Consider the following 22,888-nt stretch of genomic DNA (forward strand, 5'->3'; position numbering starts at 1 on the left):
ATAGTTCAATGTTAAACCATTTCTTACCGCATAAAATGCAAGGTTGCGAGAGTTTTTGCACATGCCCGACATGCATGGGGTGCAACGCGCTGATTTGGCGGTCAGTCCGGCTTTGCAACCAGCATGTCTGTGGGGGGCGCACGCATCAGATCGCGTGCGTAATTTCCCAGAGTGTTGGGGTCACGCCCGGAATGGCTGCCGATCACAACCAGATCAGGTTGTAATTCACGAATGCGGAATTGCAGCACTTCATGAACACCACCGGGCACGATTTCCGGTAAGGAAAGGGATTTCGGCAAGCCCTTGAACGTCATGAATGTTTCGCGCAGCAATTCGGCCTCGGTCATTTCGGCGCTTTTCATGATGTCTGTCGACGGCAGTTTGGCGCTGAGCGGCAGTTGCAGCGCATGAATGGCGTGAAACTCACCCTCGGGGGCGATGGTGGCCGCGATCTGTAGCGCCTTGGCAGAGGCAGGCGCGAAGGTAATCGCGCCCAGCACTGTGCGATAGGGACGACAGGCCTGATCATGGGCAATCAGAATGGGGCAGGGGGCGTTCTGGGTGATCCGTTCCAGATTGGTCAGGCGCACCGTTTCCAACACGCGGCGCGCCATATGCAGGCCAAGCACAATCAGATCAGCGCCAAGTTCGCGGGCCAGTTGCGGCACCAGATCGCCCGGCTTGGCGGCGGCGATATGGCAGGTCACATCCAGATCGGGATAGGTTTCGCGCAGCTTCTGCATCTGCGCCTCGATCCGCGCAACCGGATCAACCGGCTTGCGCAATCGCAATCGCTGTACCGTGGGCGGGCGCGCTTCAATCGCATGCACCAGAACCAGTCGCGCCTTGTGCTCGCGTGCCAACTCGGCTGCGCGCGCTACGGCCGTCGCCGAGCGTTGAGAAAAATCTGTTGCAGCAAGAAGTGTTGTCAGTTGAAACACAGGCAACCCATGCAAGACATATCCGGACAGAGCGCTACCAATAGCAGATTGATTTGACCGCGTCACTTTTCTTTCTGGCGCAAAAGTGCGTCACGAACGTTTGGCGTCACGCGCCCCGAAGGCATGTCTTGTGCGAAATGCGCGTGCTGGTTCAGATGCGGAAACCGTTGTGAAAGATCCAGTGCCAAGGCTTCGGGCAGGCGGGTGACAGTCGCCCGCGAGACAAGCATACTTTCGACCGGAATCCCCTCGACATAGATGATCTGATGGTCGTCAAAGGCGAGGTGATAATAGGTCACAAACCCGCCTTCGCGTTGCAGAACGCGGCGCCCATCGACCAAGGATTGCGCCTGTATCAGCACTTCGGGGCGGCTGCCGAGGCGATCTTCGCCGCGCTTATACAGAAATATCCGCTGCAAAGGGCCAAGCGTCAGTGCTCCAAGATTGCCCAGCGTTCCGGGGGCAAATGTCACAGGGGCAAAGGGGCCATGCGCGCGCATGGTCGCCTGTCCGATCCAGCGCAAGGATTGTGGACCATGATCGCGGGTGCGGATTTCCATGCCCGCTTGCAACGCCTCGACGGCGCAAAGGCTGCCATCCTCCATCGTGACGCGCGCCCCGGTGCTGAAACAGCCCTGCACCAGTTCGGACATGCGCAACGCCGATGCTGTCTCTTCCAGCGCGATCAGGGCGTAGCCGGTGCTGGGGCGCATTGGGTTGAGCGGCAAAACCAGAATTGTGTTGCAGCATTCCAGAACAAGCGCTGTCACAAGCTCTCCGTCCGAGGACATCAGCCGCATTTCACCGCATGTCGTGACGTCGCTTTCGGGCTGTAGCCCCGCTGCGATTGAACCTTCGCTGGGTGCTACGGTGATTTGTTCGTCAATCTTCAGGCGCAGATGCAGCGGTGCGGCCTGAGCGGGCAACATATAGATGTCGCCCAGACATGCATTGGCGGGCATACCCAGACAATCGCCTTCATTGATGCCCCATGTGACACGCAAGGATTCCGCGTCAAAGACTTCACATTCATAGAAATACGCCAAGACCCTGCAACCTGTAATTTGTCCCAAGGGCACAGTAGCGCGAAAGCCGTAATATCATCTAGCGCAAAACGCCCTTTGCGGTACAGACCGCAAAGGGCGCTTATTACAGATCAGCCTGACTTACTGAACGCGTGTCCATTGCGACTCGCGGCATACAAACGCGACGCAGCCAGAAACCCCGAGCGTCTGGCCGCGCAACTCCATTTTGGCGTTGTAGGTGCGGTCGCGGTCAGGTGCATAGACATTGCCATTGCTGTATTGGCCACTGCCTGCGGGTTCCATGTCCCACACGATTGCGCGGCCAATATTGGCGGAGTCGATCTGCTGACCCGCGCCATCGAACGCGGTCACAAGGCCGCCACAGATTTTGCCGTTCGCGCAGGTCTGAATACGGACATGCCCGAAATTTCCATTGTCGTCAGGTTGTGTCTTCCAAAGTCCATGTGCCGGATCTGCAAGGGCAGGCAGGGCAAGTGAGGACAGCAAAAAAGCAGTGAGTGTCAGTGTACGCATGTGAATACTCCTCCCAGAGAAGGACAGCTTCCTCAGAACCTGTGTCGCTGACAAGCACGACCTTGCGTAAAGCACTGTGCATAATGGAAACATGCCCCGACGCAAAAGGGCGCCCCGATGCTGGGGCGCCCTTCGGAGTTTTCAGTTCTCGCGGCTTTATCGCGGTTCGCTCATCAGCCCTTTGATCAGGGCATAACACGCAAACAAAAGCACGATCGCAAACGGCAACCCGGTCGAGACAGAGGCCGCTTGCAGCGCCACCAGACCACCGCCCAGCAGCAAGGCCGCTGCGATAAGCCCTTCGAAGATCACCCAGAACACGCGCTGGCTGACAGGCGCATTGATCTTGCCGCCAGCCGTGATCGTGTCGATGACCAGCGAGCCGGAATCAGATGATGTGACAAAGAACACGATCACCAGGACAATTGCGATGACTGACGTAATTGCCGCCAGCGGCAATTCGGACAACATGCCAAACAACGACAGTTCCGGTACATATGCCTCGATCACGAAGCCAAAGACTGCACTTTCGGTCACATGATTGATCATCTGATCAATTGCGGTGCCGCCAAAGGCGGTCATCCAGATGGCCGAGACAAAGGTCGGGATCAACAGCACGCAGGTCAGAAACTCGCGCACTGTACGCCCCCGACTGACGCGGGCGATAAACATGCCTACGAAAGGTGACCAGCTGATCCACCATGCCCAGTAAAAGGCCGTCCATCCCTGACGATAGCCGTCATCATCGCGCCCGACAGGATTTGACAGCGCAAAGATCTCGGAGAAATAGGCGCCTACATTGCCAAAGAACTGCGATACCAGAAGGAATGTCGGCCCAACGAGGATGACGAAGACCAACAGGATGATGGCCAGAATCATGTTCAGTTCGGACAGTCGCTTGACGCCCCCCTCCAGCCCGCGCAGGACCGAAATCAGCGCAAGGCCGGTGATACCCGCAATCAGCAAGACCGCGAAAGTGACTGTATCATTGATGCCTTCAATACCGAAGACATAGCCAATCCCTGCGGAGGCCTGCTGCGCGCCAAACCCAAGCGAGGTGGCAAGCCCGAACAGCGTGGCGAACACGGCCAGAATATCGATGACATGGCCCGGCCAGCCCCAGATGCGCTCGCCTAGAATTGGGTAGAAGATAGAGCGCACAGTCAGCGGCAGTCCCTTGTTATAGGCAAACAACGCCAGTGACAGCGCCACCACGGCATAGATTGCCCAAGGGTGCAGACCCCAGTGATAGATTGTCCCCGCCATTGCGGTCAGGCGCGCTGCCTCCACAGCGGCCGGGTCCATCAAGGCCCCGTCCACAATGCCAAGCTCGCGGCTGAGGGGTTGATCACCCCAAGGTGTGGCGAAATAATACGCTGGCTCCAGCACACCAAAGAACATCAGGCCAATGCCCATGCCCGCAGCGAACAACATGGCAAACCAGCCCAGATAACCAAAATCGGGCGTCGCATCTACGCCCCCGATCCGGACTTTGCCAAGTGGCGATACCAGAATGCCCAGGCAGACAACCACGAAGATATTGCCTGCCATCAGGAAGAACCAGTCAAAGCTCGAGGTCAGGTAGTTGCGCGTCGCGCCAAGCGCCGCCCCCATCGCATCCTGAAAGAGCAATGTGATGACAACAAACACCACCACCACAATGGCTGAAATGCCAAAAACCGGGTTGTGAATGTCCAGCCCTAAGGGGCCAATCTTTGGTGTGATATTGTCTTGACCGACTTCGTATTCGGTGTCGATGAGTTCGGACGCGCCTTCAGGTTCGCGCAGCGCTTCTTCCGCTGGCTCCTGATTGGCGTCATCGTCATTGTTCGCCATGATACTCTCCGTTTTTGTTTTAACGTGCCGCTGATTTTTTGCGGCAGTTCCCGTGCGTCAGGGTGGATTGTGCACCGCCTGAGCAGCGCCACTCCCCACGCGGAAGTGTCTGATCAAATGCACCCTGCAAGGTGCGGATCGCATGGTCGATATATGTCTGATCGACCGGAAGGATGACTTTCCGAAACATGGTCCCTCCTTCGATTGTCAGGGGGCAATTTGATATGAACACATGACCGTAGCATGGTCTGATCAGGGAATGGCACCCCCTGTGGTAGACAAAAGTCGATTACCGACATTGCAGTGTCGGTTTAAGTCGCTGGTCGCTTGCGCCTGCGAATGCTAAATGAAGCTAAATCTGCATGTGGAGGGATAGCGAATGGATATGGGAATCTCAGGAAAGCGCGCACTTGTCTGTGCGTCATCCAAGGGTCTGGGGCGCGGTTGCGCCGAGGCATTGGCGGCAGAAGGTGTACATCTGGTCATGAATGCCCGCGGCAGTGACGCGCTGGAAGAGGCGGCGGCGGCCATTCGTGATCTGTACGGCGTAGAGGTTACGACTGTCGCGGCAGACATCACGACCGAAGACGGGCGCGCGCAAGTGCTGAATGTGGCTGGCGATGTCGATATTCTTGTCACCAACGCAGGCGGCCCGCCACCTGGCATGTGGACCGATTGGGAACGCGAAGATTTCATCAAGGCGCTGGATGCCAATATGCTGACGCCCATTGCGCTGATGAAGGCACTTGTGCCGGGCATGATGGCGCGCGGTTGGGGCCGGGTGGTCAACATCACCTCGCAATCGGTCAAGGCACCGCTGGCCGTGCTTGGTTTGTCAAATTCTGCCCGCGCCGGTTTGACGGGCTATGTGGCGGGCACCTCGCGGCAGGTTGCTGGCAAGGGTGTTATGATTAACAATCTGTTGCCGGGCATCCATGACACGGACCGCGCGACAGCGCTGGATGGTGGTGTTTCCAAGGCCGAAGGGATCACAATGGAAGAAGCCCGCGCCAAGCGGGCGGCGACCATTCCGGCGGGGCGCTACGGCACAGCGGCTGAATTTGGCGCAGCTTGTGCCTTTCTTTGCTCGGAACATGCTGGGTTTATCGTCGGTCAGAACTTGCTGCTCGATGGCGGTGCCGTGAACGCGACTTTGTAAGCGGCCTGTCCGCGATGCCCTTCAAACAGGGTCAATAAGGCGGGATGCGGCCAAGGCTGCGTACCGCCGCGGATTTCAGATTGCGGCGGTCACCTCAACCTCGACCAGAAATTCAGGCCGTGTGAAACCTGTGACGATCACCAGTGTCGAGGCTGGTGGCGTGGCGCAATCGGCAAAATACGCGTCGCGCGCAGCCATATAGCCCGCCATATGCGCCCGTTCCGTGACAAATGCATTCACGCGGATCACATGCTCTGCCCCCGCCTGCGCTTGCGCCAGAATTGCCGCGATATTCTCAAAACACAGCGTCGCCTGTGCCTCGGCCCCGTCGGGCGTGCTGCCATCCTTGCGCACAGGCAACTGGCCCGATGTCATGATCAGGCGTGTCCCTTCGGGAACGACCCGACCATGCACGTAGTGCGCGAAGGGGGGGGGCAGGCTGGTTGGGTTCAGGCTGTGCATCTGTGTCATATCCGTTGTGCTGGGTCTGTTGTGGGACAACACAATCACGACCATCCTGATTCTATCAGGTGGCGTCTGCCGGTCAGGCTACCAAGAGTCCATAAAATAGGCTAATACCAAGTCTCGCGAAATCTGACTCTTCTGAGGGTTTTGGGATTCCCAAATCTATGAAGATCTGACTCAATGGCGTCAGATTTTCTGGGGAGGGCCTCTCTATGGGCGCAGCGCTCGCGTTACGGACAGACTACGACGGCATGAAGTTGAGAGAACTTGCGCGAAAGACAAAGGATGCCAACCAAGCCCGCAGGCTTTTGGCGCTGGCGGAGATCTATGATGGCGGTCGGCGCAGCGATGCTGCTCGGATTGGTGGTGTTGGCCTACAAATTGTCCGTGACTGGGTGGAGCGGTTTAATGCCCGCGGGCCTGACGGCTTGATCAACGGCAAAGCTCCTGGTCAGCAGTCTAAGCTTAACGATGAGCAGCGCAGGGCGCTTGCTGCAATTGTTGAGAGCGGTCCGACCTTATCGGTCCATGGGGTCGTCCGCTGGCGCCTGAGTGATCTGAGGAAATGGATTGCAGACACATTTGGGATTTCACTTCACGAGACGTCGATAAGCCGGGAACTCAGGGCGCTTGGTTATGTCAAACTCACAGCACGCCCGCGCCATCACGCGCAAGATACAGCCGCACTGGAGGACTTTAAAAAAAAGGGTTTGCAGCCGCAGTAGCAAAGCTCCGCGCACGGCTCCTGCAAGGCACTGTGATCGAAGTCTGGTTCCAAGATGAAGCGCGTGTCGGCCAGAAAAACAAGATCACGCGCCGATGGGCGAAGCGCGGTACGCGACCTTCCGCCCCACATGATCAGCGCACGAGTTCAAGCTACATCTTTGGAGCGATTTGCCCAGCCCTCGGGAAAGCTGCAGGTCTTGTGCTGCCAGCGTGCAATACCGAAGCGATGGCCCTGCATCTTGCTGAAATCTCCCAAACTGTCGCACCCAAAGCACATGGGGCTGTGCTCGTGGATCAAGCCGCATGGCACATGACTGACAAGCTGGTCATTCCGGACAACATCACCATCATCCCGATCCCCGCAAAATGCCCAGAACTCAATCCAGTCGAAAACATCTGGCAATTCATGCGAGACAACTGGCTATCAAACCTCATCTTCGAAACCTATGAAGACATCGTAGATCATTGCTGCAAGGCTTGGAACAAATTGGTCAGCATGCCCGACACAATCACCTCCATTGGAACCCGCGACTGGGCTCAAGAGTTCTGATCAATGCTGATTGGTATAAGGTCTGCATAACTGATCACAAATTAAGCACAGTTTCGGTCTTTTGGGGGCGGACCTCGTCTGATGATTGGAGATGGCGTGGTAATGGGCAGGATCATTTTCTGAGTTTCTAGACATAGGACAGAAAGATGATACGCAAGACGCTATATTTCTGCACCGCGATAGGGGCCATGTCAGCGCCCGTACATGCCCTGACCGAAGTGACCTTTGGCACCAACTGGCTGCCCCAAGCGGAACATGGCGGGTTCTATCAGTCGGTTGCCGACGGCACCTATGCTGAATGCGGGTTGGATGTCACCATCGTTTCAGGTGGACCGCAGGTGAATAACGGCGCGCTGCTGATGGCGGACCGTATCCAGTTTCACATGGGCGGTGATCTGTTGCAGGCGTTCAATGCGGCCTCTGAAAATATTCCGGTCGTGGCGGTGATGGCAACATTCCAGAAACACCCGCAGGTCATCATCTCGCATCCGGGCGAAGCGGATACTTGGGAAGAGTTGAAAGACCTGACCCTGCTGATTGGCGACAATGGCTTCACCTCTTATTACCAGTGGATGATTGCGGCCCACGGCTTCACGGTCGAGCAGCGCAGGCCCTATACATTCAATCCGGCACCGTTCCTTGCCAATACGCGCACCGGAATGCAGGGTTTCCTGTCATCCGAGCCCTATGCGATCCAGTCCGAGGCGGGCTTCATGCCCAATGTCTTCCTGATCGCGGATGCAGGCTATTCCACCTATGCCACCACGGTCGAGGTGATGCAGTCCACAATCGACAACAGCCCCGAAGTGGTGGAATGTTTCGTCAATGGCTCGATCTTGGGGTGGTATAATTTCCTCTATGGCGAGAACGAGGACGCAATCGCCATGATCCTCGAAGCCAATCCCGACATGACCCGCGACAAGATCGACTTCGCCATCGAGATGATGATCGACAACGGCATCGTTGACAGCGGCGATACGCTGGAACTGGGGATCGGGGCCATGACCCATGAGGCTGTTGAGGGGTTCTACACCTCAATGGTTGAAGCAGGGGTGGTCGATGCCGGTCTGGACTGGACATCATCGGTCAGTTTCGACTTCGTGGGCAACGGTCTGGGCATGGAGCTGCGCCCCGAATAAGGGTGCAGCCACTTAGCGGAGGTTTTATGAAAAGCCCGCCTTTGGGTCAGCGCCCACCTGTGCTGGAAATGAGCAATGTCACCAAGACCTTCAACGGCAATGTGGTGGCATTGCGCAACATGAACCTGTCGGTCAATGAAGGCGACTTCATCTCGCTACTGGGGCCGTCTGGGTGTGGGAAATCCACCGCCCTGCGCCTGATCGCGGGCTTGTCCAGCACAAGTGCAGGCCGGATCGTCTGGGCAGGCGGGCAGTCCGAGAATGACCTTGGTGTGGTGTTTCAGGAAGCGACGCTGATGCCTTGGGCGACTGTGGCGCAGAATGTCTGGCTGCCCTTCCGGCTGAAGGGCAAAAGCTATGCATCTGTCAAGGACGAGGTGTTGGAGGCGCTGCGTCTGGTCGGCCTTGAGAAGTTTCTGGACGCTTATCCGCGCGAATTGTCGGGCGGCATGAAAATGCGCGTGTCTATTGCCCGCGCAATGGTCACCAAACCGCGCCTGATCCTGATGGACGAACCCTTTGCGGCATTGGATGAAATCACGCGCTTTCGGCTGAACAATGATCTACTCAAGCTCAAGGCAAAGATTGGCTGCACTGTAATTTTTGTCACGCATTCGGTGTTTGAATCCGTGTTCCTGTCGGACCGGATCGTGGTCATGGCCGCGCGACCGGGGCGGGTGATCCGCGAAGTGACGGTCGATGCACCCTATCCGCGCAATGAGGAGTTCAGAACCTCGGCCGATTATGCCGCACTGTGTCGGCAAGCGTCAGAGGCGCTGCATGACGCGATGGGAGAGCACGTATGAGCATTGCCGACAACACCCCCCTGTTCGATGCAGAAGACCTGCGCCGCCAACGTATTCAAAGGTTTGACCGCTTTGGCCGATGGTTGCTGCCCTTGGCCGTATTGATCGCCATGATCTGGGTTTGGGACAGGGTGGTGGTGTGGAATGAAATCCCGCATTTCATCCTGCCGCGCCCCGGTTTGGTATTGCAGACCCTTATCAAAGACTGGCCAATGCTGTTTGACGCGCTGTTGGTCACGTTGCAGATCACCCTGATGGCGCTGGCCGTGGCGGTGATCGGGGGCGTCGGGCTGGCGGTTTTGTTCACCCAAAGCCGGCTGGTCGAGATGTCCTTCTACCCCTATGCGGTCATCCTGCAAGTCACCCCGGTGGTGTCAATCGCGCCATTGATTTTCATCTATGTCGACAGCCGAACGGCGGGCTTGCTGATCTGCGCGTGGCTGGTCGCGTTCTTTCCGGTGCTGGCCAATACCACATTGGGGCTGAACTCTGCCGACCATAATCTGCGTGATCTGTTTCGCATCTATGGTGCGACGCGCTGGCAGACCTTGCGCTACCTGCGCCTGCCATCTGCGCTGCCCTATTTTCTGGGGGGCTTACGCATTGCGGGGGGGCTTGCGTTGATCGGGGCGGTTGTGGCCGAGTATGTGGCGGGCACTGGCGGAATCGGATCAGGGCTTGCCTTTCGCATACTGGAGGCGGGATACAGGCTGAACATTCCGCGTATGTTCGCCGCCCTGATCCTGATTGCGCTGACCGGTGTGGTGATCTTCGCGGGCCTGTCCTTCCTCAGCCACATGCTGCTGCGCAAATGGCATGAAAGCGCCGTGAAACGAGAAACATGACCGATTTCAAGAAACTTCCCACCTCTGGCCCGTTCCGGCTGGAGAATGCAACCGTGCCATCCTGCCTGCTGGGGCAGGAAGGCGGGCTGGCGCCATATGCCGTAACAGTTGACGGCGCTGTCCTGTCTGACCGCACGGATGTGCCGCATATCGATATGGGCGGCGCAATGGTGCTGCCTTGTTTCATCGACATGCACACGCATCTGGACAAGGGCCATATCTGGCCGCGCAACCCCAACCCCGATGGCAGTTTCATGGGCGCGCTGGAAACTGTGGGCGCGGACCGCGAAGCGAACTGGAGCGCAGATGACGTCCGCACGCGCATGGATTTTGCGCTGCGCTGCGCCTATGCGCACGGCACCCGCGCCATCCGCACCCATATTGACAGCATCGCGCCGCAAGACGCGATTTCATGGCCTGTCTTTGCCGAATTGCGCGCGCAATGGGCGGGGCGCATTGATCTGCAAGCCTCTTCACTGGCGGGGATTGACCGGGCAGATATGCAGGGCGACTATGCCCGCACAGCCGATATCGTCGCCGAACATGGCGGGGTTCTGGGGCTGGTGACATATCCTGTCGAGGGGTTGCGCGACCGTTTGCGCGGCTTGTTCCGACTGGCGATAGATCGCGGGCTGGAGTTGGATTTTCACGCCGATGAAACCGGTGATCCCAGCGTCGGCACCCTGCGCACCATTGCCGAAACCGTGCTGGAAATGGGTTTTGAACGCCCTGTCACTGTGGGCCATTGCTGTTCGCTTGCAGTCCAGCCCGAGGGAGAGGCGTTTGAGACGCTGGATCTGGTGGCGAAGGCAGGGCTGAACATCGTCTCGCTTCCCATGTGCAACATGTATCTGCAAGACCGCACACCGGCGCGCACCCCGCGCTGGCGGGGCATCACGCTGGTGCATGAGATGAAGGCGCGCGGGATCAATGTCAGTTTTGCATCCGACAACACGCGCGACCCGTTCTATGCATATGGTGATCTGGACATGATGGAAGTGCTGCGCGAAGCGACGCGCATTGCCCATCTGGACCATTCCGACCCTGACTGGATCAATGCGTTCCTTGCCAACCCCGCCCGTGCCTGCGGGTTTGATGCGCCCTCGCTTGCCCCCGGCGCGCCTGCGGATCTTGTCATCACCCGCGCGCGTAACTGGACCGAATTGTTCGCCCGCCCGCAATCTGACCGGATCGTGCTGCGTGCGGGCCGGGCGATTGATCGCACTCTGCCTGATTATGCCGAACTTGACCATCTCATGAGGACGCCATGACCCCCAATGTTGCCGCCGCCAAAGCTGCCCTGTCGCATCTGGAACTTGACGACAATCCTGTCTCGATCCGGGCGAAATCGCGTGATTTCTTTTGGTATTCGCCTGTGCTCAAGCCCCGGATGGATCACCTGCTGGGGGATTTCGTGGTGGCCCCCCGCAATGAGGCCGAAGTCATCGAGGTGCTGAAAGTCTGCTACGCCCATGATGTGCCCGTGACCACACGCGGCGCAGGGACAGGCAATTATGGGCAAGCCATGCCAATGGCGGGCGGTTGTATCCTGCACATGAAGAACATGGCGGCGGTAAAGTCGGTGTTTCCGGGCCGCGTGATTGTGGAACCGGGCTGCCTGCTGAAAGACGTGGATGCCGCGTGCAAGGCGGATTCGGGGCAGGAGTTGCGCATGTTCTCCAGCACTTGGGCCACGGCCACGATTGGCGGGTTTGTCGCAGGCGGGTCAGGCGGTGTCGGGTCTTGCACCTGGGGCAGTTTGCGCGACCTTGGCAATATCATCCGCCTGCGCGTGGTCACGATGGAGGAGGAGCCGCGCATTCTGGAGTTCCGTGGCGAGGAATTGGCCCGTGTCAGCCACGCATACGGCACCAACGGCATTATCACTGAATTGGAAATGCCGCTGGCCCCTGCCTATGATTGGGTGGGCCTGTTTGTGGCGTTTGAAGATTTCGACGCAGCGCTGGGTTATACCGAAGACCTCGCCAATCAGGACGGCATCCTCATCAAGATCGCCAGCCTTTATGAAGCGCCCTGTGCGCACAGCTATTTCCAGCGCGTCGCCCCCTATGTGACCGAGAAAACCCATCTTGTGGGTATCATGGTTGCGCCGCAGTCGATGGACGGGTTTGAAACCTTTACCGCCCGCCGCCCTGCGGCCAAGGTTATCTACCAGTCTGGGGCCAACGACTGGGCGCGCGATCCCGGCCCGGTGTTCGAATATGGCTGGAACCACACCACGTTGCGCGCGCTAAAGGTGGACCCAAGCATCACCTATCTGCAAGTGCGCTATGGCTACCCCACCCATGCGGAGAAAGTGCGCACCATGCGCGAGGCGCTTTCACCGGAAGTGTTGCAGCATCTGGAAGTCATCCGCGAAAATGGCAAGGTCATGTTCGCGGGGTTGAGCCTTGTGAAATTCACCACTGAGGAACGTCTGGACGAAATTGTGCGCCTGCACGAGGAGGCAGGCTGCATGATCTTTAACCCCCACCGCTTCACGCTGGAGGAGGGGGGGCGCCAAACGGTCGATGACCGCCAATTGAATTTCAAGCGAGAGGCTGATCCAAAGGGTCTGCTGAACCCCGGCAAGATGATTGCTTGGGACGACCCGAATTGGGGCTTTGAGCGCATCTATTCCTATCCCGGCATGAAAGCCGCTGAATGACACGTGCGCTGGTTCTGTTCGCGCATCCTTGCGCCGAAAGCTTTTCCGCCGCGCTGCATGATGTCGTGGTGGACAGGCTGACCGCGCGCGGGTGGGATGTGGATGATTGCGACCTGAACGCCGAAGGTTTCTCACCCGTTTTGACCGAAGGAGAGCGGCGTGGCTACCACGATGTCGGCCCCAACATCGCGCCTGTCGCATCTTATGTGGAGCGCTTGCGCGCGGCCCAAGCCCTCGTTCTGGTCTTCCCGGTCTGGAACTTCGGCTATCCGGCCATCTTGAAAGGGTTTTTCGACCGCGTATTTCTGCCTGGCGTGTCGTTCCGGCTGGAAGGGGGCAAAGTCGTGCCCAACCTGACACATATCCGCAAGCTGGCGGCGGTCACCACCTACGGCGGCACCCGTCTGCGCGCGATCATGGCAGGCGATCCGCCGCGCCATGTGGTGAAACGCGCGGTCTGGCATGTGACACGCCCCGACAAACTGCGCTATCTTGCGCTCTATGACATGAACCGCGCAGATGCAGCAAAACGTGCGGCATTCCTGTCCCGAGTCGGGCGCGAAATGGAGGCACTTTAATGCGTGCAGTTGTGGTCTATTGCCATCCCGATCCCGCCAGCTTTACTGCGGCGGTGCGTGATCTTGTCGTTCACCACCTGCAAGAGGCGGGCGCCACAGTGCGTGTGCACGACCTCTATGCAGGGGACTTTGCGCCCAGCCTGACACAATCCGAATGGCAGGGATATCTTGAGAGCCCCGCCAATCGCGCGCCAGTGGCCGAGGCAGCGGATGATCTGCAATGGTGCGACACGCTGATTTTCGTCTATCCGACATGGTGGTACGGCCTGCCTGCGATGCTCAAGGGATGGCTTGACCGTGTGATGCTGCCGGACGTGGCCTTTTTGATGCCGGATGGTGTGAACAAGACGATCAGGCCGGGGTTGACGCAGATCACCCGGCTAGGGGTGTTCACCACCTGCGGGGCCAGCCGGTGGCTGACGTTTTTCGTGGGTGCGCCGGGCAAGCGCACGCTATTGCGCGGGGTGCGGCTGCTTTGTGCCAAACGCTGCCGCACGGCCTTTGCCGCGCATTACCTGATGGACAGCTCTACCCCCGCCAGCCGCAAGGCGCATCTGGCGCGGGTCGGGCGGAAGATGGCGCGGCTGATCGGGCCTGTGCCCCAACGCGCGCAGGTGCAGGCATGACCTTTCCGCTGCTCGATTGGTCAGACTACGCCACGGACCCGGATGCCTTTGCGCAAGCGCTGGGCCGGACCTGCCGCGAGACGGGGTTCTTTCTGCTGAAGGGTCATGGCATCGCGCCTGATCTGAACGCGGCAATCTTTGCACAGGCCGCGCAGTTTTTCGCATTGGGTGAGGATGACAAGACCCCGCTGTCCATCGCAACAAATCCGCATAATCGCGGCTGGGCCTATATGGGGTCTGAATCGCTGGATGAGACAAGCGCGCAACGCGACCGCAAGGAGGCGTTCAATATCGGGCTGGACCTTGCCCCCGATGATCCGCGCGTTCTGGCGGGCGAGCCGTTTCGCGGTGTCAATCTCTGGCCCGATCTGCCGGAGTTTCGCGCCACTATGCTGGAATATTTTGGCGCGGTCTGGGGCTTGGGTGTCGATCTGCTCAAGCCGGTTGCGCGTGACCTCGGCCTGCCGGACGATCATTTCGCGTCGTCATTCGACGCCCCCATGGCCACGCTGCGGCTGCTGTCCTACCCCGCTGCCAGCGGTGCAGGCGATGAAATCGGTGCGGGCGCGCATACGGATTACGGCGCGCTGACATTGCTGATGACCGATGGCGCGCCGGGGTTGCAGGTGCGCCCGCGCGGCGGCGACTGGTTGGATGTGCCGCATGTACCGGACGCGTTCATCGTCAATATTGGCGATTGCCTGATGCGCTGGACCAATGACATTTATGTCTCAACCCCGCACCGGGTGTTGCCACCACCACGGGCGCGCCAGTCGGTCGCCTTTTTTCTGGACCCGAACCCCGATGCGCTGATCGCGGCCTTGCCGGGGACAGGGGCACCCAAATATCCATCCGTCACAGGCGCGGCGTATCTGCGCGCGCGGCTGGATGCGACCTACAAGACATAAGGATCAGGACATGAGGCGGCTTGACTGGGCAGAGTATCGCACCACCGAATATGGCAGCATCGACCCGATGCGCACCATCGCCATTCTGCCCACAGCGGCGATTGAGCAGCATGGCCCGCATCTGCCCGTCGGTGTTGACACCATGATTGCCGAAGGCTTGCTGGATGTCTTGCGCCAGTCCTGCCCTGAGGAATTGGATATCCGCATCCTGCCTGTGCAAACAGTCGGCAAATCGAACGAGCATCTGCATGCGCCCGGAACCCTGACACTGAGTGCCGAGACTGCTTTGCGTGCTTGGGTCGAGATTGGCCTGTCAGTCGCGCGGGCGGGCGTGAAAAAGATCGTTATCGTCAACAGCCATGGCGGAAATCTGGACCTTGTCTCGATTCTCAGCCGCGAATTGCGGGTGCAGGCGGGAATGTTGGCGGTGAAATGCCAATGGGGCAGCTTTGGCCAGCCCACGGGTCTGTACCCGCCCGAAGAACTTGCTTTCGGCATTCATGGCGGCGATGTCGAGACATCGCTGATGCTGGCCTTTCGCCCTGAACTGGTGGATATGGCCTGCGCGCAAGATTTCCGTTCAACCGCCGAAGCGGCCACAATCTCTCCCATCGGGCCGGTATCCTATGGCTGGATATCAAGTGATCTGAACCCGGCTGGAACTGTGGGAAATGCCGCCATCGCAAAAGCGCAAAAGGGCCACCAGACGGCGGCCCATTATGTTGCGGGTTTCGTTGATTTGCTGCGCAAGGTCGCGGCGCATGACCTGCCGGACTGACGCGCGTTACAGCATTCCCGGCAACACCTGATCGGGTGGACGGTGGCCATCGGCAAAGGTTTTGATGTTCAGAATAACCTTCTCGCCCATCTCGATGCGACCTTCCTGTGTGGCTGACCCCATGTGCGGCAACAAAACCACATTGGGCAACTCGCGCAGGCGCGGATTGATGTCATGGCCGCGCTCGAACACATCCAGCCCTGCGCCCGCTATCTCGCCCGCGCGCAAGCCGCGTGTCAGGGCGTTTTCGTCAATCACTTCACCGCGCGAGGTGTTGATGATGACCGCACTTGGCTTGAGCAGCTTCAACCGCCGCGCATTCATCAGATGAAAGGTCGAGGGGGTGTGCGGGCAGTTGATCGATATCACATCCATCCGCGCGACCATCTGGTCCAGACTTTCCCACCATGTCGCTTCCAGCGCGTCTTCGACTTCGGGGCGCAGACGGCGGCGGTTGTGGTAATGCACCTGCATTCCGAAGGCGCGCGCGCGGCGCGCCACAGCTTGCCCGATGCGACCCATGCCCAGAATCCCCAGACGTTTGCCACCGATCCGCGTGCCCAGATGCGCCATAGGGGACCAACCGCGCCATGTATCGGCCTGCATCTTAGCCAGACCTTGCGGGATCTGTCGGGTCACAGCCAGCATCAGCGCCAGGGTCATGTCGGCCGTGTCATCGGTCACGACACCGGGTGTATTGGCCACCAGAATGCCGCGCTGACGGGCGGAATGCACATCAATATGGTCCACGCCCGCACCATAATTTGCAATCAGTTTCAATCGGTTGCCCGCTTGCGCCATCAAGGTCGCGTCAATCTCGTCGGTGATGGTGGGCACCAGCACATCTGCGCGGCGCATCGCCTCTGCGATCTCTTCGCGGCGCATGGGGGTGTCATCCTCGCGCAGCTCTACATCGAAGAGTTCTTTCAGTCGTGTCTCGACGACTTCGGGCAGGCGTCGCGTTACGACAACACTCAGGCGTTGATTGGGCATTTGCGCGTCTCACCTCTTTGCATCTGACGGTGTTTCTGGCAAACTGCCAGCACTCGGCCCGTTCCACAAGCGGTCAAATGCCGCAAACGGGTCGCAAGACCGATAAAGAGCAGTTTAACAGACAAGGACCCGGACCAACCGGGCAGGCAGGCACATGAGACTACAGGCTTTCTGGACCGTGGCACTTGCCACACTTCTTGCGTTGGCCCCCAGCGTGTCGCAGGCTGGCGAACGCGGGCCGGTGACGAACCTGCCCATGCCGCGATTTGTTTCGCTCAAGGCCTCTGAGGGCAATGCGCGTCGCGGGCCGGATCAATCGCATCGTATCGACTGGGTCTATCAGCGCCGCGACCTTCCGCTGCGCGTGACCGCTGAATACGAACATTGGCGGCGGGTCGAGGATTCCGAAGGTATGGGCGGATGGATGCATTACGCCCTGCTTTCAGGCTTGCGCACTGCCCTTGTGCAAACCGACATGGCGCAGCTTCACCAGCAGCCCAATATAAACAGCGCCCCTACAGCCCTGTTGGAACGTGGGGTGATTGCGCGCATCCGTGAATGTCAGCCCGATTGGTGCAGGCTGGAAATCGACGGTGCGCGCGGCTGGAGCGAGAAGCGCCATCTTTGGGGGGTGGAGCCTGAGGATGTGTTCGACTGACGCCCGCAAGGCGGCGTCAGTCAGACATCACTCGATCCGGTAGGGCAGCAAGCCGCGATGGTCAGGCTCTACCCTGAGACGGCGCTCCAGTGGCGGGACCGAGCGTTGATGGCAGGTGTCACGCTCGCAGATGCGACAGGATATGCCAATCGGGTCAAAGCTGGCTTCGCGTCCCAGATCCATACCATCCGCATAGACCAGCGCGCCCGCATGGTCGATCTCGCAGCCAAGACCAATGGCGTAGCGCCGCACAGGCGCATGAAAGGCACCGCCCCCCTTCGTCACGGCCAGCGCAAGGCAGAAATACCGCATTCCGTCTGGCGTTTCGGCCAGTTGCCGCAAAAAGCGACCCGGTGTCTCGAATGCGCGGTGCACATTCCACAAGGGGCAGCCACCGCCGAAACGCGCGAATTGCAGGCGGGTTGCGGAATGGCGTTTGGTGATGGTGCCCGCCTGATCGACGCGCACAAAGAAGAAGGGCACCCCCTTCAGGCCGGGGCGTTGCAGGGTTGACAGCCGATGCGCCACCTGCTCGATCGAGGCGCCGAACTGATCGGCGAGCGCTTCCAGATCATGGCGGGTTGCACTCGCGGCCTCTTGGAAGCGGCGATAGGGCATCATGGCCGCGCCTGCGAAGTAATTGGCAAGGCCGATCTTGGCGATTGAGCGGGCTTCGTCTGACTGAAACCGCGCCAGATCCAGTGTCGCTTCGAGCAAGTCATTCTGGGTCAGCAAGGCCACCTGATGCAGCATTTGAAAAGCTTGGGTGGCGCGGGTGGCCTTGGCCGAAATTTCTAACGTCTTGGTGTCGTGATCCAGATGGCGCAAAGTGCGACCAGAGCTGTAGCGCAGCATGATATTGCGTTTGGCCAACGCTTCGGTCGCAAGCGACAGGGCGTCGCGTCCGTGTTGCGCAAAATGTTCGGCTGCGCGGTCGACCGGGTCGATATAGTTGTCGCAATAGTGAAAGAAATCGCGCACCTCTTCCCACGGGGACAGGCGCAGGGTGGTGTCTTCGCGGCCCAATGCCTCGTCCAGCGACGCAAGCTGTTCCTGCGCTTGCCGATAGGCGCGGTGCAGGTCCAGAAACGCGCGGGCAAATCCGGGTGCATTCGCGCCAACCAGCCGAAGGTCGGGCAGGGCAGGGGTCGTTGCCCCAAACATCGGATCGGCAAAAGCTTCGCGCAGGTCCGAGACAAGCCGCTCGCTGTCGCCTGCCGACAATTCGGTGACGTCCATCCCGAATTCCCGCGCAAGTGCCAGAACCACAGCAGTCGAGAGCGGGCGATTGTTATTCTCCATCTGGTTCAGATAGGGCAGCGACACGCCCAGCTTTGCCGAGAAATCCTTTTGCGTCAGCCCCAGCTGGTTGCGCGTTTCACGCAGTTTCGCTCCGGCATACAGTTTTTGTGGTGGCATATGACCCCGACTGACTTTGCTAACCCTGTATCAGACTTTGCAAAGTGCATGTGTGCGGTCAAGCTGAAATCTGGTTTTCGCGGTGCAGCACATAGAACAACGGCAATATTGCCAGCGCTGTGGTTATGACCATCAGCCAGATCAAGGGGGATGCACCGCTTTCAACTGTCAGGATCGCGCCTGCCAAAGCAGATAGCCCTGCGCCGCCACCAATCATGATTGCGCCCCCGATCCCGCTTGCTGTGCCTGCAAGATGCGGGCGCACCGACATCATGCCTGAGGTTGCCGAAGGCAGCAGCATCCCATTGCCAAGGCCGGTGAAAATGAAGCACCCAAAGAAGACCGGGGCCGACAGGAAACCGGCAAGATAAAGCACCAGCAACAAGGCCATGCCGCCAAACCCGACCACGCAGCCAATCAGGATCATCGGATTGATCCCGATCCGCGCGGCATAGCGCCCGGCAAGGAAGTTTCCTGCGGCATAGCCCAAGGCGGGCGCGCCGAAATACAGGCCAAGTTGCGACGGTGACAGACCAAATACTTGAGAGCCGACAAAGGGCACACCCCCAAGATAGGCAAAGAACGCCCCGGATGCGAGCGTCGCCGTGATGCAATACCCCCAGAATCTGCGTGCGCGCATCAGTTCCGGCACACCCTCGAACAGGCCCTTGATCGGCCCGCCCAGATTTTGCTTGGTCTCGCCCATGTCACGCCACGTCAGGAACAGCACGCCGATCCCCGCCAGCAGCATCAGCCCGAAACTGCCGCGCCAGCCGAACACTTCATCCAGCACGCCGCCAATGGCCGGGGCGATCATGGGCACAATCGCCATGCCCATCGTGACATAGCCGATGCGCGATGCGGCCTGCGCTTCATCCATGACATCCCGGATTGATGCGCGTGACAGCACAATCGCAGACACGACGACGGCCTGCATCATCCGAAACACTAAAAATACAGTGGCTGTCGTGGCAAATAACGTGCCGATTGTTGCCAGAATAAAGCCAATCAATGCGGCCAGCATGACAGGTCTGCGTCCGAACCGGTCGGATATTGCGCCGATAAAGACCTGCAAGATTGCATTGACCAGCAAGTATAATGATACCGACAACTGCATGACGGCATAATCCGTCCCGAAATACTCGGTCATGGATGGCAGCGATGGCAAAAACACATTCATCGCCAGCGCCGCAATCGAAGCTTGCGCCACCAGTGTTGCCACATGCGGCGGTGTCCGGCGATCCAGAAACCTGACGTCAACAGCAGGGGCAGCATGCAGCATGGTGCGGGGCTTTCGATCTGTCATATGTGCTTATGTTACACATGTGAACAGAAGCGCAAGTGCAGCGAAAGTCAAGCGCCTCTGGGGTTTGCAAATTAGCGTAATAAGTCACGCCCATCTTTGCAAATATCCTGAATTTCACTTCCCTGTTGCCGCTGGCACAAGTAGTATCACATACGTACACATCACGAGCCAGATTTCGTGTGACGAGGGGGAGCCATGAAGGACATTTTGCAACAACTCGAAAGTCAGCGTGCGACAGCGCGTTTGGGGGGCGGGCAGCGCCGCATCGACGCGCAGCATTCCAAGGGCAAGTTGACCGCGCGCGAGCGTATCGAGCTGTTGCTTGATGAGGGCAGCTTCGAAGAATTTGACATGTTCGTAGCGCATCGCTGCACCGATTTCGGAATGCAGGCGGAACGGCCGGCAGGCGACGGCGTGGTCACTGGCTGGGGCACTGTCAACGGTCGGCAGGTCTATGTGTTCGCGCAGGATTTCACAGTCATGGGCGGCTCTGTCTCCGAGACGCATGGCAAGAAAATCTGCAAGATCATGGATATGGCCATTCAGAATGGTGCGCCCGTGATTGGCCTGAACGACTCTGGCGGGGCGCGCATTCAAGAGGGTGTCGCCAGTCTTGCGGCTTATGGCGATGTGTTTGATCGCAATATCAAGGCGTCGGGCGTGGTGCCGCAGATCAGCGTGATTATGGGCCCATGCGCAGGCGGCGCGGTCTATAGCCCGGCAATGACCGACTTCATCTTCATGGTGAAGGATTCAAGCTATATGTTCGTGACCGGCCCTGATGTGGTCAAGACCGTCACCAATGAAGTTGTCACCGCCGAGGAATTGGGCGGTGCCGTCACCCATACACGCAAATCCTCCGTCGCGGATGCCGCGTTCGAGAATGATGTCGAGGCGCTGATCGAAGTGCGCCGCCTGATCGACTTCTTGCCGTTGAACAACCGCGAAAAGCCGCCCGTGCGGCCCTTCTTTGATGACCCGGCACGGGTCGAGTCAAGCCTTGACAGTCTGATCCCAGACAACCCCAACAGCCCGTATGACATGAAGGAACTGATCCAGAAAGTCGCCGATGAGGGTGACTTTTTCGAGATTCAGGCAGAGTTTGCAAAAAATATCATCACTGGCTTCATTCGTCTGGAAGGGCGGACTGTGGGCGTGGTCGCCAATCAGCCGATGGTTCTGGCGGGGTGTCTGGACATCGATTCCAGCCGCAAAGCCGCGCGCTTCGTGCGCTTTTGCGATGCCTTTGAGATTCCGATCCTGACCCTAGTGGATGTGCCGGGTTTCCTGCCGGGCACTGGGCAGGAATATGCGGGCGTCATCAAGCACGGCGCGAAACTGCTTTACGCCTATGGCGAGGCGACCGTTCCGAAAGTGACTGTAATCACCCGCAAAGCCTATGGCGGTGCCTATGTTGTCATGGCGTCCAAGCATATGGGTGCGGATTTCAACTATGCATGGCCCACAGCCGAGATCGCGGTGATGGGCTCAAAAGGGGCGGTGGAAATCCTGTATCGCTCGGAACTGGGCGACCCTGAAAAAACTGCGGCCCGGATCAACGAATATGAAGAGCGTTTCGCCAACCCGTTTGTGGCTGCCGAAAAGGGATTCATAGACGAGGTGATCATGCCGCAATCCACCCGCAAGCGTGTCGCGCGTGCCTTTGCGGCGCTGCGCAACAAGAAGCTCGAAAACCCATGGAAAAAGCACGATAATATCCCCCTGTAGCAATTGGGGGGATCGGGCAGGCAAATGGGAGCAGATCGTTTCATGAGGGCGCTTGGGCCAGTCGCGGTATCGGTTTCAGCGTTGTGCTGGAGCGCAATCGCGTCTGCACAAGGGGCTTCGCTGGTTCTGCCCTCGGGGGTCGAGGCAGAGTTTCATGATACTGTCTGGGACGAAGACCTGTCCGCGATACGTCTGCGCTATGTCGTCCCGCAACTGTTGGAGCCTGACGCCCTGTATCATGGCGATGCCCTGCGCGTGTTTGAAGACATGCAGTGGCTGTGTGAAACGCAGGTGCCTGCCCTCTTTCCTGACGAGGTCGACGCGCAAGAAGAGGGCTGGAATGTTGTCGTGATTTCGCTGATGAGCAGGCCAATCGAATTTGGCACACGAGATGCCGACACGCTCCAACTGTTTGAATGGTTCACGTTGACGATGGATGGATGCGAACTTGAATTGGATGAATACCATGAATAATCCCGCTATTGCCTGCCTTTATGATGCAACACTGCAACAAAGCGTTGGGCACAAAAGATTTCCGTGGTCAGGATTCTGCAAAAGCGGTATGATTCGTTTGCGCGTGTCTATTCAGACCCGCGTGAACAATAACCAACGAGCGCGTGCATCAGAAAAATCGCGCTCAGGCAATTTGAGCAGGAGAATAGAATGGCGAAACTCGCTTTGGCCGCAGCGTTTCTGGTGTCCTTTATCCCAGCGACCTGTGCAAAAAAGTCCCCCGAGCCTGTTCAGCATTTCGAGCCGATTTCGGCCCCGATCTATGTTGAGCCAAGCTCGTCCAAGGGCAGATATAACTAAGTCGAAATTGGGGCAGGGCATCAGCTCTGCCTCAACCCTACCCTCTGTAAATAAACAGTATTTTTACACGCCGCCCAATTTATTGCTGATCCGCTTTGCGCGATCAAGCTTCCTGTGGTCAATGAGTGGTGCTTCTGCTACCTTCCTCAAACCGCGTCATGAAAAAGCACGTGCGGAAGCGAGGTTGGCTTCGCGGACACTGACCGCGTTGTCGGCCGTATCTGACAACAGGAGTTTTCAATGTCAAAGACCACAATCGTTGTTGCCGTCAGTGCAACTTTGGCGCTGGCAGCATGCGCACGCCAGGCCCCTGAGCCAGAGCACACACCAATGCCAGAACCCGTCATCATGGAGCCTACGAGCACCAAGGGCTGAGGTCAGTTCATT

24 protein-coding genes are annotated in these 22,888 nt (G+C 58.6%); 16 read left to right on the top strand and 8 right to left on the bottom strand.

Annotated features, from left to right (window positions below; genetic code table 11):
* Positions 1-101 precede the first annotated feature (101 nt).
* From BD293_RS05530 to BD293_RS05545, 4 genes are all read right to left on the bottom strand, one after another.
* A complete protein-coding gene (locus BD293_RS05530) occupies positions 102-941 on the bottom strand; it encodes a universal stress protein (protein WP_170207068.1) in 840 nt (279 codons plus the stop codon).
* Positions 942-1,003: 62 nt separating this feature from the next.
* Complete coding sequence (locus BD293_RS05535) at positions 1,004-1,987, bottom strand: Hint domain-containing protein (RefSeq protein ID WP_142080226.1); 984 nt, start codon at positions 1,985-1,987, stop codon at positions 1,004-1,006.
* A 120-nt stretch (positions 1,988-2,107) separates the two neighbouring features.
* Positions 2,108-2,500 (bottom strand): DUF2147 domain-containing protein, encoded by a 393-nt coding sequence (locus BD293_RS05540; RefSeq protein WP_142080227.1) that lies wholly within the window; start codon positions 2,498-2,500, stop codon positions 2,108-2,110.
* A 156-nt stretch (positions 2,501-2,656) separates the two neighbouring features.
* Positions 2,657-4,336 carry a BCCT family transporter gene (locus BD293_RS05545; protein ID WP_142080228.1) on the bottom strand — a complete coding sequence of 560 codons (1,680 nt, stop codon included), beginning with the start codon at positions 4,334-4,336 and terminating at the stop codon, positions 2,657-2,659.
* Between the two features lie 379 nt (positions 4,337-4,715).
* Between BD293_RS05545 and BD293_RS05550 the strand changes: the two genes are divergently transcribed.
* A complete protein-coding gene (locus BD293_RS05550; protein ID WP_142080229.1) occupies positions 4,716-5,495 on the top strand; it encodes an SDR family oxidoreductase in 780 nt (259 codons plus the stop codon).
* Positions 5,496-5,570: 75 nt separating this feature from the next.
* On the opposite strand, the gene BD293_RS05555 is transcribed toward BD293_RS05550, so the two are convergent.
* Positions 5,571-5,966, bottom strand: coding sequence for a RidA family protein (locus tag BD293_RS05555; RefSeq protein WP_342781389.1), 396 nt, complete (start codon positions 5,964-5,966; stop codon positions 5,571-5,573).
* 206 nt (positions 5,967-6,172) lie between these two features.
* Between BD293_RS05555 and BD293_RS05560 the strand changes: the two genes are divergently transcribed.
* From BD293_RS05560 to BD293_RS05605, 10 genes are all read left to right on the top strand, one after another.
* Positions 6,173-7,236 (top strand): IS630 family transposase gene (locus BD293_RS05560; protein ID WP_142079576.1). Its coding sequence is split into 2 segments (ribosomal slippage): positions 6,173-6,658 and positions 6,661-7,236, totalling 1,062 coding nucleotides; the frame shifts between segments, so codons are not numbered across the junction.
* Positions 7,237-7,382: 146 nt separating this feature from the next.
* On the top strand, positions 7,383-8,375 hold the full coding sequence (locus tag BD293_RS05565) for an ABC transporter substrate-binding protein (RefSeq protein WP_142080230.1): 993 nt from the start codon (positions 7,383-7,385) through the stop codon (positions 8,373-8,375).
* A 26-nt stretch (positions 8,376-8,401) separates the two neighbouring features.
* A complete protein-coding gene (locus BD293_RS05570) occupies positions 8,402-9,181 on the top strand; it encodes an ABC transporter ATP-binding protein (RefSeq protein ID WP_246086224.1) in 780 nt (259 codons plus the stop codon).
* On the top strand, positions 9,178-10,026 hold the full coding sequence (locus BD293_RS05575) for an ABC transporter permease (protein WP_142080231.1): 849 nt from the start codon (positions 9,178-9,180) through the stop codon (positions 10,024-10,026). Before BD293_RS05570 ends, BD293_RS05575 begins: the two co-directional genes overlap by 4 nt.
* The gene (locus tag BD293_RS05580; protein WP_142080232.1) at positions 10,023-11,297 is read left to right on the top strand and encodes a cytosine deaminase; all 1,275 of its coding nucleotides are present in this window, start codon (positions 10,023-10,025) and stop codon (positions 11,295-11,297) included. Before BD293_RS05575 ends, BD293_RS05580 begins: the two co-directional genes overlap by 4 nt.
* Positions 11,294-12,694 carry an FAD-binding oxidoreductase gene (locus tag BD293_RS05585; RefSeq protein ID WP_142080233.1) on the top strand — a complete coding sequence of 467 codons (1,401 nt, stop codon included), beginning with the start codon at positions 11,294-11,296 and terminating at the stop codon, positions 12,692-12,694. Before BD293_RS05580 ends, BD293_RS05585 begins: the two co-directional genes overlap by 4 nt.
* Positions 12,691-13,272 (top strand): NAD(P)H-dependent oxidoreductase, encoded by a 582-nt coding sequence (locus BD293_RS05590; RefSeq protein ID WP_142080234.1) that lies wholly within the window; start codon positions 12,691-12,693, stop codon positions 13,270-13,272. The genes BD293_RS05585 and BD293_RS05590 overlap by 4 nt, the downstream gene beginning before the upstream one ends.
* A complete protein-coding gene (locus BD293_RS05595; RefSeq protein ID WP_142080235.1) occupies positions 13,272-13,898 on the top strand; it encodes an NAD(P)H-dependent oxidoreductase in 627 nt (208 codons plus the stop codon). The genes BD293_RS05590 and BD293_RS05595 overlap by 1 nt, the downstream gene beginning before the upstream one ends.
* Complete coding sequence (locus BD293_RS05600; RefSeq protein WP_142080236.1) at positions 13,895-14,806, top strand: isopenicillin N synthase family dioxygenase; 912 nt, start codon at positions 13,895-13,897, stop codon at positions 14,804-14,806. Before BD293_RS05595 ends, BD293_RS05600 begins: the two co-directional genes overlap by 4 nt.
* A gap of 10 nt (positions 14,807-14,816) precedes the next feature.
* Positions 14,817-15,584 carry a creatininase family protein gene (locus BD293_RS05605; RefSeq protein ID WP_142080237.1) on the top strand — a complete coding sequence of 256 codons (768 nt, stop codon included), beginning with the start codon at positions 14,817-14,819 and terminating at the stop codon, positions 15,582-15,584.
* Positions 15,585-15,590: 6 nt separating this feature from the next.
* Here the strand turns inward: BD293_RS05605 and BD293_RS05610 are convergent, their stop codons facing one another.
* Positions 15,591-16,577, bottom strand: coding sequence for a 2-hydroxyacid dehydrogenase (locus BD293_RS05610; RefSeq protein WP_142080238.1), 987 nt, complete (start codon positions 16,575-16,577; stop codon positions 15,591-15,593).
* 154 nt (positions 16,578-16,731) lie between these two features.
* Here BD293_RS05610 and BD293_RS05615 point away from each other — a divergent pair, with 154 nt between their 5' ends.
* Entirely contained in the window at positions 16,732-17,235 is a 504-nt protein-coding gene (locus BD293_RS05615; protein ID WP_142080239.1) for an SH3 domain-containing protein, read from the top strand.
* A gap of 27 nt (positions 17,236-17,262) precedes the next feature.
* On the opposite strand, the gene BD293_RS05620 is transcribed toward BD293_RS05615, so the two are convergent.
* Both BD293_RS05620 and BD293_RS05625 read right to left on the bottom strand, forming a co-directional pair.
* Complete coding sequence (locus BD293_RS05620) at positions 17,263-18,654, bottom strand: helix-turn-helix domain-containing protein (RefSeq protein WP_142080240.1); 1,392 nt, start codon at positions 18,652-18,654, stop codon at positions 17,263-17,265.
* A gap of 58 nt (positions 18,655-18,712) precedes the next feature.
* Positions 18,713-19,960, bottom strand: a complete 1,248-nt coding sequence (locus BD293_RS05625; RefSeq protein WP_246086225.1) for a multidrug effflux MFS transporter — start codon at positions 19,958-19,960, stop codon at positions 18,713-18,715.
* A gap of 195 nt (positions 19,961-20,155) precedes the next feature.
* Between BD293_RS05625 and BD293_RS05630 the strand changes: the two genes are divergently transcribed.
* The 4 genes from BD293_RS05630 (at position 20,156) to BD293_RS23345 (ending at position 22,876) form a co-directional block, all read left to right on the top strand.
* On the top strand, positions 20,156-21,688 hold the full coding sequence (locus BD293_RS05630) for an acyl-CoA carboxylase subunit beta (protein WP_142080241.1): 1,533 nt from the start codon (positions 20,156-20,158) through the stop codon (positions 21,686-21,688).
* Positions 21,689-21,730: 42 nt separating this feature from the next.
* Positions 21,731-22,162 carry a DUF6497 family protein gene (locus tag BD293_RS05635; RefSeq protein WP_142080242.1) on the top strand — a complete coding sequence of 144 codons (432 nt, stop codon included), beginning with the start codon at positions 21,731-21,733 and terminating at the stop codon, positions 22,160-22,162.
* 189 nt (positions 22,163-22,351) lie between these two features.
* Positions 22,352-22,501 (top strand): hypothetical protein, encoded by a 150-nt coding sequence (locus tag BD293_RS22635; protein ID WP_170207069.1) that lies wholly within the window; start codon positions 22,352-22,354, stop codon positions 22,499-22,501.
* 240 nt (positions 22,502-22,741) lie between these two features.
* A complete protein-coding gene (locus tag BD293_RS23345) occupies positions 22,742-22,876 on the top strand; it encodes a hypothetical protein (protein ID WP_281286622.1) in 135 nt (44 codons plus the stop codon).
* Positions 22,877-22,888: the final 12 nt, after the last annotated feature.

Origin of the sequence: Roseinatronobacter monicus (assembly GCF_006716865.1) — a bacterium.
Lineage (GTDB): Bacteria > Pseudomonadota > Alphaproteobacteria > Rhodobacterales > Rhodobacteraceae > Roseinatronobacter > Roseinatronobacter monicus.

What these genes read in the sequence shown, in the direction of transcription:
- BD293_RS05630 (WP_142080241.1), top strand. Translation starts at nt 20,156, where the DNA reads ATGAAGGACATTTTGCAACAACTCGAAAGTCAGCGTGCGACAGCGCGT.
- BD293_RS05565 (WP_142080230.1), top strand. Translation starts at nt 7,383, where the DNA reads ATGATACGCAAGACGCTATATTTCTGCACCGCGATAGGGGCCATGTCA.
- BD293_RS05620 (WP_142080240.1), bottom strand. Translation starts at nt 18,654, where the DNA reads ATGCCACCACAAAAACTGTATGCCGGAGCGAAACTGCGTGAAACGCGC.
- BD293_RS05625 (WP_246086225.1), bottom strand. Translation starts at nt 19,960, where the DNA reads ATGACAGATCGAAAGCCCCGCACCATGCTGCATGCTGCCCCTGCTGTT.
- BD293_RS05590 (WP_142080234.1), top strand. Translation starts at nt 12,691, where the DNA reads ATGACACGTGCGCTGGTTCTGTTCGCGCATCCTTGCGCCGAAAGCTTT.
- BD293_RS05615 (WP_142080239.1), top strand. Translation starts at nt 16,732, where the DNA reads ATGAGACTACAGGCTTTCTGGACCGTGGCACTTGCCACACTTCTTGCG.
- BD293_RS05600 (WP_142080236.1), top strand. Translation starts at nt 13,895, where the DNA reads ATGACCTTTCCGCTGCTCGATTGGTCAGACTACGCCACGGACCCGGAT.
- BD293_RS05635 (WP_142080242.1), top strand. Translation starts at nt 21,731, where the DNA reads ATGAGGGCGCTTGGGCCAGTCGCGGTATCGGTTTCAGCGTTGTGCTGG.
- BD293_RS05605 (WP_142080237.1), top strand. Translation starts at nt 14,817, where the DNA reads ATGAGGCGGCTTGACTGGGCAGAGTATCGCACCACCGAATATGGCAGC.
- BD293_RS05575 (WP_142080231.1), top strand. Translation starts at nt 9,178, where the DNA reads ATGAGCATTGCCGACAACACCCCCCTGTTCGATGCAGAAGACCTGCGC.
- BD293_RS05540 (WP_142080227.1), bottom strand. Translation starts at nt 2,500, where the DNA reads ATGCGTACACTGACACTCACTGCTTTTTTGCTGTCCTCACTTGCCCTG.
- BD293_RS05555 (WP_342781389.1), bottom strand. Translation starts at nt 5,966, where the DNA reads ATGACACAGATGCACAGCCTGAACCCAACCAGCCTGCCCCCCCCCTTC.
- BD293_RS05595 (WP_142080235.1), top strand. Translation starts at nt 13,272, where the DNA reads ATGCGTGCAGTTGTGGTCTATTGCCATCCCGATCCCGCCAGCTTTACT.
- BD293_RS05610 (WP_142080238.1), bottom strand. Translation starts at nt 16,577, where the DNA reads ATGCCCAATCAACGCCTGAGTGTTGTCGTAACGCGACGCCTGCCCGAA.
- BD293_RS05585 (WP_142080233.1), top strand. Translation starts at nt 11,294, where the DNA reads ATGACCCCCAATGTTGCCGCCGCCAAAGCTGCCCTGTCGCATCTGGAA.
- BD293_RS05545 (WP_142080228.1), bottom strand. Translation starts at nt 4,336, where the DNA reads ATGGCGAACAATGACGATGACGCCAATCAGGAGCCAGCGGAAGAAGCG.
- BD293_RS05570 (WP_246086224.1), top strand. Translation starts at nt 8,402, where the DNA reads ATGAAAAGCCCGCCTTTGGGTCAGCGCCCACCTGTGCTGGAAATGAGC.
- BD293_RS23345 (WP_281286622.1), top strand. Translation starts at nt 22,742, where the DNA reads ATGTCAAAGACCACAATCGTTGTTGCCGTCAGTGCAACTTTGGCGCTG.
- BD293_RS05550 (WP_142080229.1), top strand. Translation starts at nt 4,716, where the DNA reads ATGGATATGGGAATCTCAGGAAAGCGCGCACTTGTCTGTGCGTCATCC.
- BD293_RS05580 (WP_142080232.1), top strand. Translation starts at nt 10,023, where the DNA reads ATGACCGATTTCAAGAAACTTCCCACCTCTGGCCCGTTCCGGCTGGAG.
- BD293_RS22635 (WP_170207069.1), top strand. Translation starts at nt 22,352, where the DNA reads ATGGCGAAACTCGCTTTGGCCGCAGCGTTTCTGGTGTCCTTTATCCCA.